This window comes from Bdellovibrio sp. ZFWA1 (genome assembly GCF_056175665.1).
In genome coordinates, this window is sequence record NZ_JBJKJH010000002.1 from 776,977 (window position 1) to 794,174 (window position 17,198).

A 17,198-nucleotide genomic window follows, 5' to 3' on the forward strand; every position below is an offset into this window, starting at 1 on the left:
GTGATAGGGTGCGGCACCTTATGAGTCTATATCAGTTGCCCAGTCAACGGGCCCCTCAGTTCTATTTTGATAACAATGCGACAACGCCGATTTGTGCGGAGGTCGTATCCGAGTTGCCCGAGCTGATTAAGATTTGGGGTAATCCAAGTTCGATTCATTGGGGAGGTCGAGCTCCCAAAAATATTCTTCGAGATGCTCGAAAGATGATTGCAGAATCGATCGGAGCCTCTGTTTTGGAGTTGATATTCACCTCTGGGGGCACGGAATCAAACAATACTATTATCCGCGGCGTTTTTGATTATTGGCATGCAAAAGCAAAAGAGGAATCTTTAACTGAAGATTCAGTTCGCGATCATTATATGTGCTCAGCAGTCGAGCATCCAGCGGTGATGAAAACAATGCTTCATTTATCTGAGCTGGGCGCCAAAGTTGATATTATCCCAGTCGGTCGCGATGGAAAGTTGGATCTTGATTTTCTAAAAAGCCATTTAAGCAAAAAGACCGCTTTAGTTTCTGTGATGGCTGCGAATAATGAAACTGGCACTCTTTTTCCAATCTCTGAAATTGCAGATTTAGTTCATTCATTTGGTGCTCTTTTTCATTCAGATTGCGTTCAGGCCTTTGGAAAAATACCTGTGCGAGTTTACGATCTAAAAGTCGATTACGCGAGCTTTTCGGCTCATAAAGTAAACGCTCTTAAGGGCACCGGTGTCAGTTTTGTTAAAAAGGGTGCTCCTTACTTACCAATGATATTGGGCGGGGGACAGGAACGACATCGTCGCGGTGGTACCGAAAATGTATTGGGTATTGCAGCTTTAGGAATCGCGGTTCATCGTTTTAAAGACGTGTCTAGTAAAGCGGAACAGATGGCCGCGATTCGTGATCATTTTGAACTTCGAGTGCTAAAAGAAATCGGTGATGTTTCAGTAACTGCAGGTGAAAGCCCACGATTGCCAAATACAAGTTCCTTAGTTCTTAAAGGTTGTGATGGCGAGACTCTTTTAATGGGACTTGATATTAAAGGTTACGCTGTAAGCACCGGAGCTGCTTGCAGTAGTGGAAATCCCGAGCCCAGTCCGGTGTTGTTAAATATGGGATTAACTCGGGCCGAGGCTCAGAACTCGTTGAGAGTCAGTATTGGTTGGGGAACCACATTAGAAGAAGTGGATACTTTTGTGGATGTATTGAAATCAGTGGTCGAACGTCTTCGTAATATTGGTACAGAGGTGCAGAATGTCTAAGGGACGTGTTTTAGTGGCGATGAGTGGCGGGGTAGATAGTTCGGTCGCGGCGGCCTTATTAGTTGAACAAGGTTATGAAGTCATCGGTGCTACCATGCAAGTTTGGGACTATACAAGCTGCGATATTGAAGAAGGGAATGGCACCTGCTGTTCGAGTCTAGATGTGGATGATGCCCGCTCGGTTGCCGACCGGTTGGGTATTCCATTTTACGTCATCAACTGTGAAGCAAAATTTAAAGCTAGTGTTATTGATCCCTTCTTAAAATCTTATTTAGAGGGTCAAACTCCACTTCCATGTGTGAACTGCAATACCTATTTGAAGTTCGACCACTTGGTAAGAAAAATGAAAGAACTAGAATGCGATTATTTAGCAACTGGACACTATGCGCAGATCGTGACTGATGAAAAAGGTCGTTCGTCGATTCATACGTCTACGGATGATTGGAAGGATCAAACTTACTTCCTTTTTACTATAGATCCCGAGTTGATTCCAAAGTTGCTATTTCCTATTGGTCATTTGAAAAAACCAGAGGTTCGAGCTCATGCTGAGCGTTTGAATTTAGTCGTGGCTAAGAAAAAAGACTCGCAAGGAATTTGTTTTGTTGGAAACCAGGGCTACCAAAGTTTTATGGAAAGTCATGTTTCTAAAGAGATCTTAAGCACCAAGGCCGGCTGGATTCGACGTTATCCATCCGGAGAAAAAATGTCTCCGCACGATGGAATCCATCTTTATACGATAGGGCAAAGTAAAGGTCTGGGTATGACCTATCACGAAAAGCTTTTTGTTTTAAAAATCGATGCGCAAACTAATACCGTTTGGGTTGGTGATGAAGAGCACTTGTTTTATAGCGAGGTCGAGGTGATCGAACCGCACTGGTTAACGAATGACATTCAGGATGGTGAAATCGTTAACGCCAAGATTAGATACTCGGCAAAAGGAAATCCAGCCAAGGTCTTTAAAACCGATCGAGGCTTTAAATTACAATTCGAGACTCCTCAGCGAGCGGTTACTCCAGGGCAAGCAGCCGTACTTTATCGGGATAAACAACTTTTGGGGGGCGGATGGATCGTCGTCTAAAATATCAAGTTCATACATTTGGTTGTAAAGTAAATACCTACGATTCGGGACTTCTTCAGAAAAATTTAACGGGAGCTGGTTACGAATTTGTTAAAATGGATCCTGAAACAAAGATTCATGTTTTGAATACTTGTGCTGTGACGGCCGAGGCGACGAAAGAAGCTGTTCGTTATATTCGACGTCTTAAGGCAAAAGATCCTTTTTGTACGGTAGTCGTTACTGGGTGTGCAGCACAGGTTGATACTGGTTCGTTTGAAAATCTTCCAGGAGCGGATCTCGTTGTAGCTAATTCCCATAAAGGTATGCTTCCTGAACTTTTGGCAAAATTTTATCGTGGAGATCTTGAACAAAAAACTTGGAAGTCGAATATATTCCGAAAAGATGATTTAGAAATGGGCGGTGGAGAAGAAAAAAATCACACGCGCTCTTTTTTGAAAATTCAAGATGGCTGCAATTCGTTTTGCACTTATTGTATAATTCCTTATGCTCGCGGAAAGAGTCGTTCTATTCCAATTGTCGAGCTTATTCGTCGAGTAAACGAGATTTACGCTCAAGGTAGTCGGGAAGTTGTTTTAACGGGTGTTCATATCGGCGACTACGAAGACGAATACTTAGGAAAAAAAATGGGGATGGAGGATTTAATCGAGCAGTTGTTGCTAAAAACAAAGATGCCTCGATTTAGATTGGCCTCTTTGGAGCCGGTAGAAGTCAGTGAACGTTTACTGGATTTGTATCAAGATCCTCGAATGTGTCCTCATTTTCATATGAGCATTCAATCTGCAAACACCGATGTATTAAAAAACATGAAGCGCCAATACGGTCAGGCCGAGGTGATTCACGCTCTTAATCGAATTGCGGAAAGAGTCCCTGGCGCATTTATCGGAATGGATGTTATTGTGGGTTTTCCAACAGAGACTCACGAGCAGTTTGAAGATACTTATCTGACTTTGGCTGAACTGCCATGGTCTAAAATTCACGTCTTTCCATATTCAGAACGTCAAGGAACACGGGCTGCTGTGATGGATGTGAGTGTTCCGAAAGAAGAGCGTGCACGACGGGCCTCTCGGCTGCGCGAACTCAGTTTAAATCGCTATAGTCTTTTAGCGCAGGAGCAAGTTGGAAAGACCAAAAAGGTTCTAGTATTAAAAGGCGTGGCAAAAGGTGGTCAGGGATTATCGGAAGACTATTGGCCTGTGGATATTATGGGTGCCGAGTCATTCTTAGAAGCCTGGGCGGGGCAAGAAATCCCAGTTCGAATCACCGGCTATGATCACTCAAATAAACAACATATGGAAGGCCATTTGGTCGGGGAGGTTATCAGTGAATGATGTGGAAAAGCGCATTGGTTATCGATTTAAAAAAATCGAAAACCTAGTTCGAGCTTTGACCCACAAGAGTTTCGCGAACGAGAACAAGTCTAACTATGAACATAACGAAAAATTAGAGTTCCTAGGGGATGCGGTTTTAGATCTTGTTGTCGGAGAAGTATTGTTTGAGAAATTTCCGAAGGATACTGAGGGCGGTTTGTCAAAAAAACGTGCCAGTATTGTGAACGAAGAGGTTCTTTCGGAAATTGCTCAACGTATGAAACTTAATGAGGACTTGCAGCTTGGAAAGGGCGAACTTCTAACGGGGGGCGCACAAAAACCCCGGCTTCTGGCTTCGGCCTTTGAGGCTTTAGTGGGGGCTGTCTACTTAGATGGTGGATTCGAGGTTGCACGAGTTTTTATCCGTCGAGAGTTCGAAGTTCTAGTGGATAGCCTACGTGAGCAAGGGGACTTTGAGCGAGATTATAAAACAAGGCTTCAAGAGATTGTGCAGAAAAAGGACAAAGCCACTCCGAAGTACGAATTGATTAAAGAAGAAGGGCCGCCGCACGATCGACTATTCTATTGTGTCGTTGTTATCGGCGATACAAAAGTGGCAGAGGGTTCGGGTAAAAGTAAAAAAATTGCCGAACAAATGGCTGCGAAGGCAGCCTTGGATTTAAGATATAAAGGAATTGAAGATGGGATTTAAAGCAGGATTTTTAGGTTTAATTGGCCAGCCAAATGCGGGGAAGAGCACCTTAATGAATTGGCTCGTGGCTGAAAAAGTATCCATTGTAACGGCAAAGCCTCAGACGACTCGTCGTCGTATTTTAGGTATTTGGTCTACAGATGCTGGACAAATTGTATTTGTGGATGCTCCTGGTGTTATTAATGCGGAAAAAGGATTAAATGGATTTTTAGCCAAAGAAGCGCAAGATGTGATTAAGTCGTCTGACGCACTAATTGCTGTGGTTTCTGTTGATGAATCATCACCCGAGGACGCGCAAAAAGTTATCGATATGGTGGCGGCATCAGGAAAACCATGGATTGGTTTGATTACTAAGACAGATATCGAAGAAAAAGCGCATCGTATTTTGATTCTTAAACAAATGATCGAAGAAAAGAAAGGGAAGGCCCTTTCTGTTTCGGCGGAAAAGTATAAAGATGATGTTGAAGAACGGGAAGCACTGTTGATCGAGTTTCTTGAACTTATGCCAGAGTCTCCTGAGCCTTTGTTTGAAGTTGATTTGTTTACAAATGAAAACACACGAGACATGGTTGCAGAGATCATTCGTGAAAAAATATTCGAAAGCCTGCATCACGAGATCCCTTTTGAAACAGCGGTGCGTATTGTGAAGTACGAAGAAAATGCTAAACCGTGTCCTAAAATTTATGCCGAGATCATAGTAGCTAAAGATGGTCACAAACCTATTGTTGTGGGTAAAGAAGCTAAGATGATCAAAAAGCTAGGCATGGAATCACGCAAAGAAATAGAAAAACTGGTGCAAGAAAAAGTATTCTTGGATCTGCAAGTCGTTGTACGTGAAGATTGGTTTGATAATAACAGAATGATGAAGGAGCTTCGCTATGTCACAGACAAACGAAACAATGAGTAGCGGTTGGGCTCCGAAAGTAGCCATTATTGGTCGTCCTAACGTTGGTAAATCCACGTTATTTAATATTCTTACCGAGTCTAGAAAAGCTGTTGTTAAAAATCAGCCAGGTGTGACCCGAGATATTCAAATCGAACCCGTAGAATTATGGGGTAAGGAATTTGATCTTTTGGACACCGGCGGTATAACTGAAGCCACGGATATTTTCTCTAAGATGATTCGGGAGCAGGTTGGAGAGTTTCTACATACGGTGGATTATATCATCGCCGTTATGGACGGGCGCGCAGGGTTAATGCCGGAAGATAGAGATATTATTCGTATTGCGAAGCAAACGGGGAAGCCATTTCTATTGGTCATCAATAAAGTGGACTCTGTTGCGGATGACGAAAGTGCTAAAATTGATTTTTATGAGTTTGGAATTGATATGGTCACGACAAGCTTCGAGCAGCGTCGAGGTCTGGCAGATCTTTTGGAATGGTTGCATAAAAATCTTCCTGAAAATCGTATGAATGTAGATCGTGGTACGACTATAGCAATCGTCGGTAAGCCGAACGTTGGTAAAAGTTCTATTTGCAACCATCTGCTTGGTAGCAATCGGATGCTTGTTTCTGATATTGCTGGGACGACGGTAGATGCTGTTGATTCTCCATTTTACTATAATGGCAAACAGTACACAATTGTGGATACGGCGGGTTTACGGAAAAGTTCTCGGCGTGAAGAAGATGTCGAAATTATTGCTGCCTTTAAATCGCATGAGGCTATTCGAAAGGCCGATGTTGTTCTGTTAATGGTGGACGGTTTAATTGGACCGACTGATCAAGACACAAAGATTATGGAAGCAATTTTAGAAGGACATAAAGGTGTTATTCTTGTTGCAAATAAATCGGATGTTGCAGGTAAAGAAGTGCCTGAATACCGTCAGACTTTCCGTGATCAAGTGCAACGAGTATTTCACTTTTTTACTGATGTCAGAGTTGTGTTTACCTCGGCTAAAACAGGTTATGGAATAGATGAACTTTTTCAAGAGATCGAAGAAGTTAGCAGTAAAATGAAAATCAAAATTTCAACCAGCGAGCTAAACGACTTCTTTTTTGAAACTATTCGTAAAGCTCCAGCGCCTGTTGCAGGTAATACAAACGTTAAGTTTTACTACTTAACTCAGACATTCCAGACTCCGCCAAGTTTTATTGCATTTGCAAATAAGCCAGAAGGTGTGACGCCAGCTTATCGTCGTTTCTTGACTAAGCATATTAAAGAGCGATGGGATCTTTTTGGTATTCCTATTCGTATCTTCTGTATGAAGGCAAAGAACGCTGAGGAGAGATAGTCGTGGCGGCTAAACGAGGCTCGTGGCGGACACAATTTGGTTTCTACATGGTTGCAATTGGCTCTGCCTGCAGCCTGGGGAATCTTTGGCGTTTTCCCTACGTTGTTGGTGAAAACGGCGGCGGTGCCTTTGTTTTGTTGTACGTATTTCTTTCGTTCACGATAGGGGCTTCGTTATTAATTGCAGAGCTTTTGATTGGTAAGACCACCAAGCGCTCTGTCATTTCCGCGGTTGCGCAGTTATGCGCTAAAAGCGGGCAGCGAGGCTCTTGGTTAGGTCAGTTACCAGTTTTGGTAAGCTTAGTAGTGTTAGCATATTATTCTGTGATTAGTGGCTGGGTTCTTCATTTTATGACCCAGTTTTTTTTAGCGCTTTTTCAGCAGGGTTCTAGCGGCGATTCTACTTTAAGTTATTTGATGGAAAATGGTTGGTTGCAGTTGATGCTAGCCAGTGCTCATATCTTGATTGTCTTGGTGGTTGTTGTGAAAGGTGTTCAAGAGGGGTTGGAGCGCTGGATTGGCTTGATCATGCCCTTCTTTGCAGCCTTGGTGTGTGTGCTTCTTTACAAGTCATTTTCTTTGACTAGTTCCGCAGATGCGCTGCGATTTTTGTTTTATCCTGATTTTTCTAAGTTGACCTTAAGTTCGTTGATGCATGCCTTGGGACACGTCTTTTTCACTCTCAGTGTTGGTTTTGGGACGATGGTGACTTTTGGTTCCTATATGCGAGATCAAGATCACGTGCCTACAGCAGGATTTCGGGTTGCGACGGTGGATACTTTGATTTCGTTAGTTGCAGCCGTCATGATTTTTCCAATCGCTTTTCAGGTTTCCGATGTGCCACTGACGGATCCTGTTTTATTGTTTCAGGCTATTCCACGCTTTTTAGCTGATATTCGAGGTGGAACATGGTTTGGTTTGGCTTTCTTCGTTTGTCTTTATTTGGCAGCCTTAAATGCCAGTATTGGTTTGTTAGAGGCCGTATTGTCTAATTTGAAAGATTCCTACGGGAAAGGTAATATGGAGCGTTCCACGGCCACATGGATAGCTGGTGCTTTATGTTTAGGGCTTGCTATTGTTCCGTCGCTTTCCAGCTCGGTTTTTCGAGATGTTCGCATCGGACATAAATCGTTAATGGAGTCCGTTGATTCGTTGTTGATTAACTGGATTCTTCCGATTGTTGCCTTGTTGATTTCTCGTGTATTTTTGTTGGGTTTTACAAAAAGGGAAAAAGAAGAAGCTTTTGTTTCTAAAGATAACATTGCTAGCACCTCGATGTATCCTTATTGGATATTTGTCCTTAAGTGGATGGTGCCTTCAGTGATTATTATTGGTATGTTGCTGCAGACAGCAGGCTTGCTGTTGAGTCTTTTGAAATAAAAAAACCGCCACAGAGCGGTTTTTTTTATTGGAGTGGATCTTAATTTAAAAATTCATACCCAGTAAAAACATTAAATCAAAAAAATCACCGGCATTTTTTGTTGAAAGTAAATCTGTTCCCTGGAAGTAAGATTTATTTTCATCATTGAAGCTAACAAAGTGATAAGTGCCTTGGACTCCAAGGTAAGCTTTTCGTCTCATCATCGGAATTTCTAACCCCACGCCGCCATCAAAACCCATGGTGGAATCTTTGCTGAAAGCTGAGCCCGTTTCTTCAAATGTAAAAGTTCGGTAGTTTTGCCCGAAACCGCCAATAATGTAAGGGTTCAGGTCGGCAAGTCCCTTGGTAACATTTTGGGTGTTCATGTAGTATTTCAACGAGAAATTAATATGGGTGATCGAAACATTTCCTAATTTATTTCCGCCGCTGGTCTTAAAGCTAACCGCGTGATCTCCCGTTTGGAATCCCAAAGACATGGCTAGGCGTAAATCGAAAAAGTAAGAAAGTTGAAGTCCGTACGTGGCACCCGCCGATTGGTTTGTGGCCATGCCGCCAGTGAAGCCTCGATAACCGGTCATGAGGGCTGCTGTTAAGAAACGGCCGTTTCTAAAAAAATTAATATCGGCTTCTTCTTCAGAATCTTCGTCGAACTCAGAGTAATCCGCAAACGGATCGTAAGCCTCGTCAGGGTCTACTTGCGCGACCAAGTATGAGGATTGGGGCTTGTATTGATAAGGCTGAAAGTCTGATTGAGCAAGAGCTGTCGATGTCGAAAGCATGCCCAACAGTAAAATAGATAATACTGGTTTCACGGTATCCCCCTGAGAACAATTATGTCGTGCATTCAGGGGCTTGAAAAGAGAATCTCATTAGGGTCCAGAAAGCGTCTCAATTTGACCCGTTACATGGGCTCGGCTAGGGCTTTCTCGATTTTTTTGGTGATAGAAGAGTTTGAAGGCGACGTGATCGATGTCCAGCGCTCTACGACCTCTCCTTTACGGTTAACCAAGAATTTTTCAAAATTCCAGCTTACTTCAGAAAGTAAAATGCCTGGTTTGGCCTTTACAAGAAAATCGTAGACAGGTTGTTTATTTGGACCTCGAACCGGAGCTTTATCGAAGAATGGAAAAGAGACTCCATATTCTTTTTTGGCGAAATCCAAAACTTTTGTGTTCTCTTCGGGGTCTTGTTTGAAATCATTGGAAGGGAAAGCTAGTACAGTAAATCCTTGATCTTTGTATTTTTGCTGAAGAGCCTCTAAATCCTTCAATTGCGGCGTGAAGCCGCATTGGCTGGCTGTATTGACTACCAAGACAACTTTACCTCTGTACTGAGAAAAGTGAATAGTTTTCCCCTGAATGTCTTTAGCTGAAAGATCAAAAAAACTTTGCGAGTCTGCTGAAAAAACAGTCAAACTAAATAAAGAGATGATTGTTGCCAAAGTGATTTTGCGAAACATAAGATCTCCTTGTGGTTGCATTTCTATTCTTGATGATTTTTTCGAGCTTGTCCATTAGATTAAACAGGTTGGCGAGGTGTATATGACTCAATCAAGCACAGCATTTATTGTATCTGCTTTCGGGCGTGGGCATTGGTTGGCAGCGCATCTTCAAAAGCAGGGTATTGAGACGACTTTGTTGGATGTCAGTGCCCAGTTGGGGCAGTGGCCAGCCGAGATTTGCGAAGGTCCGTTTGGTCTTTTGAAATCCGATCAACTAGATGAGTTGATGCTGGCTTCGCTAAACTCCGGTGATTTGTGGCAGGAATTGCCCGAGGGTTTTTCTCTTTGGACTCAAAAAGAAGTTTTTGATTTTAAGGGGCCGCTTATACGTTTTAAGCTCGAAAAAATGGGCTTGAGCTCGGAAATGCAAGAGGCTTTGCTAGCCGGTCAAACCTCTAAGGCGATGCAGAGTTTGGAGTTTCAAAAACAATGGCTTCCGGCTCTTTTGACGCAGCTTTCGTCGACGTATTATTTACCATCGATCCAGGCTTTAAGTAAAAATTCAGAGATTCCCGGGGTTGGAGCGAACTACAGCGTTAGATACTCGACTCGGCAAGGTCACGAAAAAAGTCTGCATTGGCTAAGCTCGATGGGGGTGAGAGTTCTTTCGCAGTCTGAATTGGTTGATTTGGCTCACTTGAACAAGAAATCCTTAGCGGGGGCAGAGCTTCGGGGTGAGCAGCAAGGGGTTTATCGTTTTGAACAACTTGTTTGGGGTTTAACAAGCGAAGAAACATATTTTTTAAATGAAAAAGTAGCTAAGCAGATATTTACACAACAAAATGAGTCCGTCTGGTGTTGGTTGCGTTACCGTATTCATATTGGCCCCTGCATCGAAAGAGACCTTTTGCCTTTAAGTTCAGTTTTACTTGAAGACGAAATGGCCCCTTGGACACACGAAAATATGATGATTCTTCAGCGCACCGTTTTACCGGAGCAGTTTGATATCTGGCTGCGCCTTCCTACAGTTCAGCGCTTCAATAAAGATTACTTAACTCAACGAGGCGGAGAAATAGTACGAACAATGAGGGGGCGTCTAACTAGTTCTGAAGCTAGCGCTGAAATCAAAATTCAGACTTATCCTCAAGAATATTATTATACCTACGCGCAGTTAGGAGCTCCTCGCTTTCCATTGTTCGATTCGTTTATTGGCGGCGGAGTTAAGATGACAAATTTGCACTTTTTGAGTCCCGAGACTTGGCGTCATTATGGGGCTCATTTTATGAGTATGGCTGAAAAAGAGCTTTCGTCAGGTATTACAAAGTGGTGGCAACAAAAACAATTGGCAGAGCAAAAAAAGAAAAATCAAATCGAAGGTGATGTGAAATCATGATTGAACGTTATACTCGTCCAGAAATGGGTCTAGTTTGGGATTTAGAACACAGATTTGGATGGATGATGAAAGTTGAAATTGCTGTGGCTGAAGTTCAGGCTCAGCAGGGGGTTATTCCTAAAGCTGCCGCTAAAGCGATCAAAGCTAAGGCTAAGTTTTCAACCAAAAGAATTCACGAGATTGAAAAAGTAACTAAGCACGATGTGATCGCTTTTGTGACAAACCTTGCTGAAAATGTGGGAGAGCAGGGGAAGTTCATTCATTATGGCTTAACATCCAGTGATGTTTTGGACACTGCATTTAGCTTACAAGTGAAAGAAGCGGGTGAGGTTTTACTACAAAGCGTCGGCCGAGTTGAAAAGTCTTTGCGAAGTCTATCAAGAAAACATGCGGATACTTTATGTGCGGGACGTACCCATGGGATGTTTGCGGAACCTACTAGTTTTGGTTTTAAAATGGCCGGTTTTTTGATGGAGCTTCGACGCAATAAAGAAAGACTTAAAGTAGCACTTAAACAAATGGAGATCTGTAAACTTTCCGGCGCGGTCGGGACTTTTAGTAGTCAATCTATTAATTTAGAGAAATTAGTTGCTAAAAAACTTAAACTAAAACCTGAACCGGTTGCAACTCAAGTTATTCCTAGAGATCGGCATGCTGAAGTGATCTTGGCACTTTCTATGGTTGGGGCTTTTTTAGAGCGTCTTGCAATCGAACTGCGTCACTTGCAGCGGAGTGAAGTTGGAGAAGTCGTAGAAGGATTTAGTAAAGGGCAAAAAGGTTCTTCAGCGATGCCTCATAAGAAAAACCCAATTAGTGCCGAGAACATCACGGGACTTGCTCGGCTTCTAAGGGGTTATGCCTTAAGTTCCCTGGAAAATGTGGCTTTATGGCACGAACGAGACATCAGTCACTCTTCTGTTGAAAGAGTTGTTTTTCCCGATGCATTCATTGTTTGTGATTATGCTTTGCACCGGATGGGTGTTTTATTGGATGGCTTGATAGTTAATAAGAAGAAAATGGAAGAAAATATCGAGTTGAGCCAAGGCCAGCTTTACAGTAGTCAGGTGCTTTTGGCGCTGGTTAAAAAGGGATTCTCCCGAGAAGAGGCCTATGCTCATGTTCAGCGGATATGCCACTCTTTAGGGGGCGGAGATCATTTAAAAACTCAGATTCAGAAAGATCCTGAGATTGGTAAAGAATTGGCCCCTGGTGAGTTGGAAGACATCTTTTCAGGACGACGGCAGAAGCGAGTTATTAAAGCCTTGGTCAACAGAGCTTTAGCGTAAAAGAAGCAAAGCCTTATCGTAAAAGGCACTTGTACAGGCTTGGTATCTCAGTCTAGAATTTTGGGATGCGCTACTTGTCTGAAGGTCAAATTGTTGATGTTATTGCCCCTGGGTACCCTTGTCTTCCTGAAGAAGTGCAGGGGGCCGCTCAATTTTTGAAAAGCTGGGGCTTGATTCCGCGGATTCCCAAAAATATTATTGGAAAACATTTTATTCACTCTCATGAAGATGAAAAGCGTTTTGCTTTTTTAGAAGCTGCACTTTTATCAGAAGATTCACATATCATTTGGTGTTTGCGCGGTGGCTACGGAAGTAATCGACTGCTTCCTTATTTGGCTAAAATGAAAAAGCCCAAAAAGCAAAAACTGTTAATCGGGATCAGTGATATTACTTCTTTGCATCATTTCTTTTTGCAAGAGTGGGGTTGGCAGACGCTTCATGCTCCTTTATTGGATCGTCTGGGTAAAAAACAAGTTCCTGCCGAGATTGAAAAAGAGCTTCATCAGATGCTTTATGGACAACAGGAGAGCATCCTTTTTAATAAACTTAAGCCGCTGAACAAGGCTGCATCTCAAGTAGATCGCTTGGTTTCATCTGTTGTGGGTGGTAATCTGACAGTTGTGCAGAGTTCGTTAGGGACTCCTTATCAGTTTAATTGTGATAAAAAACTGCTATTTGTTGAAGATATCGGCGAACGAGGATATCGGATCGATCGTATATTTGAACAGTTTAGACAAGCAGGTGTTTTTAAAAAGTGTCACGGAATCTTATTGGGAGATTTTCTTGGCGGTGAAGAGCCTAAAACTGGCAAGAATAATTTTGATTTGGTGTTTAAAAGATGGGCTGAAGATTTAAGCATTCCTGTCTTTACAGGATTTGAAGCCGGACACGGAGTTGTTCAGCGTCCCGTTCCTTTTGGAACCAAGGCTGTGTTGTCTGCAAAATCAAAAAATGGGCGTAGACCGACTTTCGATCTAGAGATCAAAAACATAGGTGTGAAATGATAAAGTATAGCGTTTTAGAGAAAAATCTAATTCAAAATCTAGAGACAGCATTGAAAGATGTTGCGCCTGGGGTTTTAGTTCGTGCTTACCATGGTGGTAAAGTCATTTGCGATGTTGGGGTGGGGCAGACCTATCCGTACTACGATTTTGCGTCATTAACGAAAATAATTTTCACGGTTCAGGCTATGATGTACGCCTTTGAACTAAAAAAGTGGAATTTAGACACCACGGTGCAAAGTATTTTATCTTGGTATCCTCATCCTCAAACAAAAGTGAGGGACTTATTGACTCACATGGCCGGGCTTGAGTGGTGGATGCCTTTTTATAAGGATTTAGATCTTAATCTTTCCGAAGCAGATCGTCGCAAGAAGTTGCAAGAGATGTTAATCAAAGCTCCTTGTGCTCCAACCGGTAAAGCTGTTTACTCGGATCTAGGTTTTTTAACTTTAGGGTTTTTGTTAGAGAGTTTTTTCGATAAGGATCTGTTTTCGGTTTGGATGGATATTAAGGAGAAATTCTACCAAGGTACTACTTTAGATTTTCATCCTCATAACAAGACTGAATTAAAATTATCGCTATTTGCTCCGACTGAAGAGTGTCCTTGGAGAGCTAAACTTGTTCAAGGTGAAGTTCACGATGAAAACGCTTGGGCATTGGGTGGTGTATCGACTCACGCAGGTCTGTTTGGCAGTATCGATGATCTTGGTTGGTATGCATTGCATTTGCGTAGTCAACTTCAAGGGATTGCTCGGTATTTTGTAAAACAAAAAACAGCGCAGCTTTTTGCTAAACGGGCGATTCCGAATGAGGCCGGTGATTGGGCTCTAGGGTATATGATGCCTTCGCTAGGAGCCTCCAGTAGCGGTAAGTATTTTAGTAGTGAATCTATTGGTCATACGGGCTTTACGGGAACGTCTTGTTGGTATGATCCTCAAACAGATTTAAGTATTCTGATTTTATCCAATCGAGTACTTTACGGTCGAAATTTAAAGGGATTTGCGCAGCTTCGCCCAGAGATTCATAACTGGGTGATTGAAGGATTTAGAAGAAGCGCTGTTTAGTAAGAAGCTTTGTAGTAAAAAAAAAGGAATCAAGGATGATAGCAGCTGGAAGTCATATTCATTTAATGGGCATTTGTGGAACGGCAATGGCCTCTTTGGCCGGACTACTAAAGGACAAAGGATTTAAGGTTACAGGAAGTGATGCCAATCCTTATCCTCCGATGTCGACTCAAATCGAATCGTTAGGAATTCCCTTGTATAAAGGTTATTCGGCAAAAAATTTAGATCCTCGTCCTGATTTTGTAATTGTTGGAAACGTGATTTCAGCAAGTAACGAAGAAGCTCAAGAGTTAATGCGCCTTCAAATTCCTTATACCTCTTTACCTAAAGCAATGGGAGAGTGGGTGATCGGTGACTGTGAGTCTATCGTTATTAGTGGAACTCACGGAAAAACAACCACGACCTCATTGATGACTTGGGTGGCTGAATTATGCGGTCAAAAGCCTGGTTATATGGTTGGTGGTATCCCTAAAAATTTTAGCCAGTCTTTTAAGAATCCAACTGGTAAATATTTTGTTATCGAAGGTGACGAGTACGATACGGCGTTTTTTGATAAAGTTCCTAAGTTTATTCACTATAAACCTCGTCATGTGGTTTTGACTTCTGTTGAGTTTGATCATGCGGATATTTATAAAGATCTGGATGATGTTAAGGCGTCTTTTAGTAAATTGATGACCTTGATCCCTGCTCAGGGAACTTTGTTAGCCTGCGCTGATGATGCAAATGTCGTCTCTTTGGTTCCGCAGTGTAAAGCTCAAAATATAAAGACCTATGGTTTTTCAGAATCTGCAGATTATCGCTGTCAGATTTTAAATCAGGATCAACATGGTATAGAATTTTCTGTAACTTCTGCCAAGCAAAAGTGGAGTCAGACTTTCTGGGTAACCATGACTGGAGATTACAATATCCAAAATGCCACTGCCGTGGTGGGGATGGCTCATCAGTTAGGCTGGGATATGGAACAAGTGCGAGTCGCCTTTAAAGAATTTGGCGGAGTCAAGCGTCGGCAAGAGATCCTTGGAGAACCAGGTGGTGTTTTGGTTATCGAGGATTTTGCGCACCATCCAACGGCAGTTAAAGAAACCGTCAAAGGTATTCATAATAAATATCCGCAAAGAAAAGTGTTTTCAGTTTTTGAACCTCGAAGTGCGACGTCTCGTCGTAAAGTCTTTCAAAAAGCTTATGTTGAAGCGTTCAAAGGATCTGATGAGGTCATCATTGCGCGAGCCTTTGATCAGACCAAGATTGATGAGGCGAATCGCTTTAGTTCGGAAGAGTTGGTGCAGGATCTTGTTGGAGAAGGCAAAAAAGCCCACTGCTTCGATGGGACAGATTCTATCGTGAGCTACATCACCTCTCAGGCGAAAAAAGGTGATGTAGTTCTTATAATGTCTAATGGAGGCTTTGACGGTATTTATCAAAAGCTTCTGTCTGGATTATCGCTAAGAGGTTAAAATCTAAAACGGCACCCAATTCCAAGATCAAAATCGATTTCACTAAATGGTGACAGATTAAGATTGGGTGCTAATTCTGCAAAGAATTGTAAGTCTGGGTTGGAAATGTCAACGCTCACTCCAATCGGAGTTCGTAAAGCCAGAGCTAGTTCATTTTTATGTTTTCCCTCGCTGATGTCTATTAAACGAATGCCTGCCCCATAATATAATTCTGCAGCCTGCTTTTCGATTGCAAACAGCCGGGCTTTGTTTTTGAGGATCGAAGCCTGAATATCGAGTCCCTCGTTGTCGCCACCATGATTGGCAAAGGTTAAACTGATCGAATATTCTTTTTCATGAAAGAAACGAGTTGATATCCCCGTAGGATCTCCAAGGATGAACCCCACGCTCGATTCAGCGTTCGCTTTAAAACTGACCAAGTGTATTACAAAAAGTAGTAGAGCGATTTTCCATGCTTGATTGAAATGTTTATGTAAGAGCATCCGTTCTCCTTCATCTTTGTTTCTTAGTATAAAGTAAAGAATCTGGATTTAAAACTCTTGCGGGCGAAGCTTTTTTAAATAGTTTTTTAAATTATGTAAAATATTTAAACAAAATACTGCAGAATGATTTTATGTTTGAAAAGCAGCTTGAATTTCCATTTTTTCGTCGGATTATTAGACATAAAAGATGGCGGTACTTTACCGTGCAAACGACAGATTTATTTTTTGCGACGGCCATGGTGGACGTTCAGTACAGTGGCTTAATATTTTATTATCTCTACGATAAGAAATCTAAAAAAATTGTCATGGATCGTTCTTTTTTAAAGCGCCCTTGGGAGGCGATGAGTGTTGGTGATCAAGCCTTTGGAGAAGACGGGTTTTCATTATACTCGGCGGGGCAAAAATACTGGCGTTTTGATGGGCAAAATCGGCAGCAGATGAGTCTTTTGATTCAAGGGGATCTTTTATTGAAAGTCTTATGGAATGCTGACGTTTGGCAAAATGGAGCTTTTTATGCCGAAGGCCCGGTGTATAGCTTTCTAGAACAAGATTATTTTCATTCAACCGTAAAGACTTCGGCCTGTCTTGCTAGCGAAGGTGAAATGATTGGTCCACTAGGGCGTATTCCTTTGAAGGGTGCTTTGATTACGATGGATTATTCTAATGGTGTTCTGCCAAGAAGGGTTGATTGGTTCTGGGCTTCAGCGTTTAATAAGGATGCTGGATTTAATCTTCAGCAAGGTTATTTTGGAGATAAGGAAAATAGGCTCTGGTTTAACGGACGATGGCATTCTTTGGGACCGGCTATTTTTGATACGACGACAGATTCTTCAGGCTCTTGGCGAGTTTCTTCACCTGAACAACGCTTTGACTTGGTGTTTAAACCAGAGGCGTCTCGTTATCAAAATCAGAATCTTTTTTTGGTTAAAACTTTTTATGAACAGCCATTGGGATTTTTTGATGGGTTTGTCCTGACCGATGATAACGAAAGGTATGCCGTTCGCCATCTTTTTGGAGTCGCGGAAAAGCATGAATCTCTGTGGTAAATGCAGCGCGTAATTTAAGTTTACTCATGAAACTTTTCTAGGTGTTTGTTACGACATTAGGATGTCAAATTTAACGCCGTTA

The 17,198-nt window shown here is 42.2% G+C and carries 16 protein-coding genes; 13 read left to right on the plus strand and 3 right to left on the minus strand.

Translation table 11 applies throughout. The features are described 5' to 3' along the window. The first annotated feature begins 20 nt into the window (after positions 1-20). From AC04MN_RS13215 to AC04MN_RS13245, 7 genes are read left to right on the plus strand one after another with little or no spacing between them, the layout of a single operon-like run. Positions 21-1,241, plus strand: coding sequence for a cysteine desulfurase family protein (locus AC04MN_RS13215; protein WP_475383674.1), 1,221 nt, complete (start codon positions 21-23; stop codon positions 1,239-1,241). Beyond that, complete coding sequence (mnmA, locus tag AC04MN_RS13220) at positions 1,234-2,319, plus strand: tRNA 2-thiouridine(34) synthase MnmA (protein ID WP_475383675.1); 1,086 nt, start codon at positions 1,234-1,236, stop codon at positions 2,317-2,319. Before AC04MN_RS13215 ends, mnmA begins: the two co-directional genes overlap by 8 nt. Further along, on the plus strand, positions 2,304-3,647 hold the full coding sequence (gene mtaB, locus AC04MN_RS13225; RefSeq protein WP_475383676.1) for a tRNA (N(6)-L-threonylcarbamoyladenosine(37)-C(2))-methylthiotransferase MtaB: 1,344 nt from the start codon (positions 2,304-2,306) through the stop codon (positions 3,645-3,647). Before mnmA ends, mtaB begins: the two co-directional genes overlap by 16 nt. After that, positions 3,640-4,338, plus strand: coding sequence for a ribonuclease III (rnc, locus tag AC04MN_RS13230; RefSeq protein ID WP_475383677.1), 699 nt, complete (start codon positions 3,640-3,642; stop codon positions 4,336-4,338). The genes mtaB and rnc overlap by 8 nt, the downstream gene beginning before the upstream one ends. Beyond that, positions 4,328-5,245: a GTPase Era gene (era, locus tag AC04MN_RS13235; RefSeq protein WP_475383678.1), complete on the plus strand. Its 918-nt coding sequence runs from the start codon at positions 4,328-4,330 to the stop codon at positions 5,243-5,245. The genes rnc and era overlap by 11 nt, the downstream gene beginning before the upstream one ends. Then, a complete protein-coding gene (der, locus tag AC04MN_RS13240; protein ID WP_475383679.1) occupies positions 5,217-6,569 on the plus strand; it encodes a ribosome biogenesis GTPase Der in 1,353 nt (450 codons plus the stop codon). The genes era and der overlap by 29 nt, the downstream gene beginning before the upstream one ends. Positions 6,570-6,571: 2 nt before the next feature. After that, positions 6,572-7,948, plus strand: a complete 1,377-nt coding sequence (locus AC04MN_RS13245; RefSeq protein ID WP_475383680.1) for a sodium-dependent transporter — start codon at positions 6,572-6,574, stop codon at positions 7,946-7,948. 45 nt (positions 7,949-7,993) lie between these two features. Here the strand turns inward: AC04MN_RS13245 and AC04MN_RS13250 are convergent, their stop codons facing one another. Both AC04MN_RS13250 and AC04MN_RS13255 read right to left on the minus strand, forming a co-directional pair. Next, the gene (locus AC04MN_RS13250; RefSeq protein WP_475383681.1) at positions 7,994-8,761 is read right to left on the minus strand and encodes an outer membrane beta-barrel protein; all 768 of its coding nucleotides are present in this window, start codon (positions 8,759-8,761) and stop codon (positions 7,994-7,996) included. 89 nt (positions 8,762-8,850) lie between these two features. Next, on the minus strand, positions 8,851-9,408 hold the full coding sequence (locus tag AC04MN_RS13255) for a glutathione peroxidase (protein ID WP_475383682.1): 558 nt from the start codon (positions 9,406-9,408) through the stop codon (positions 8,851-8,853). 82 nt (positions 9,409-9,490) lie between these two features. Here AC04MN_RS13255 and AC04MN_RS13260 point away from each other — a divergent pair, with 82 nt between their 5' ends. The 5 genes from AC04MN_RS13260 (at position 9,491) to mpl (ending at position 15,588) form a co-directional block, all read left to right on the plus strand. Beyond that, complete coding sequence (locus AC04MN_RS13260) at positions 9,491-10,783, plus strand: hypothetical protein (RefSeq protein ID WP_475383683.1); 1,293 nt, start codon at positions 9,491-9,493, stop codon at positions 10,781-10,783. After that, a complete protein-coding gene (gene purB, locus AC04MN_RS13265) occupies positions 10,780-12,069 on the plus strand; it encodes an adenylosuccinate lyase (protein WP_475383684.1) in 1,290 nt (429 codons plus the stop codon). Before AC04MN_RS13260 ends, purB begins: the two co-directional genes overlap by 4 nt. A 65-nt stretch (positions 12,070-12,134) precedes the next feature. Further along, positions 12,135-13,073, plus strand: coding sequence for an LD-carboxypeptidase (locus AC04MN_RS13270; RefSeq protein ID WP_475383685.1), 939 nt, complete (start codon positions 12,135-12,137; stop codon positions 13,071-13,073). Next, positions 13,070-14,134: a serine hydrolase domain-containing protein gene (locus AC04MN_RS13275; protein ID WP_475383686.1), complete on the plus strand. Its 1,065-nt coding sequence runs from the start codon at positions 13,070-13,072 to the stop codon at positions 14,132-14,134. The genes AC04MN_RS13270 and AC04MN_RS13275 overlap by 4 nt, the downstream gene beginning before the upstream one ends. 35 nt (positions 14,135-14,169) lie before the next feature. Next, positions 14,170-15,588 (plus strand): UDP-N-acetylmuramate:L-alanyl-gamma-D-glutamyl-meso-diaminopimelate ligase, encoded by a 1,419-nt coding sequence (gene mpl / locus AC04MN_RS13280; protein WP_475383687.1) that lies wholly within the window; start codon positions 14,170-14,172, stop codon positions 15,586-15,588. Here mpl and AC04MN_RS13285 read toward each other — a convergent pair. Next, positions 15,585-16,070 carry a hypothetical protein gene (locus AC04MN_RS13285; protein ID WP_475383688.1) on the minus strand — a complete coding sequence of 162 codons (486 nt, stop codon included), beginning with the start codon at positions 16,068-16,070 and terminating at the stop codon, positions 15,585-15,587. The genes mpl and AC04MN_RS13285 overlap by 4 nt on opposite strands. 131 nt (positions 16,071-16,201) lie before the next feature. Between AC04MN_RS13285 and AC04MN_RS13290 the strand changes: the two genes are divergently transcribed. Then, positions 16,202-17,116 (plus strand): DUF2804 family protein, encoded by a 915-nt coding sequence (locus AC04MN_RS13290; protein ID WP_475383689.1) that lies wholly within the window; start codon positions 16,202-16,204, stop codon positions 17,114-17,116. Positions 17,117-17,198: the final 82 nt, after the last annotated feature.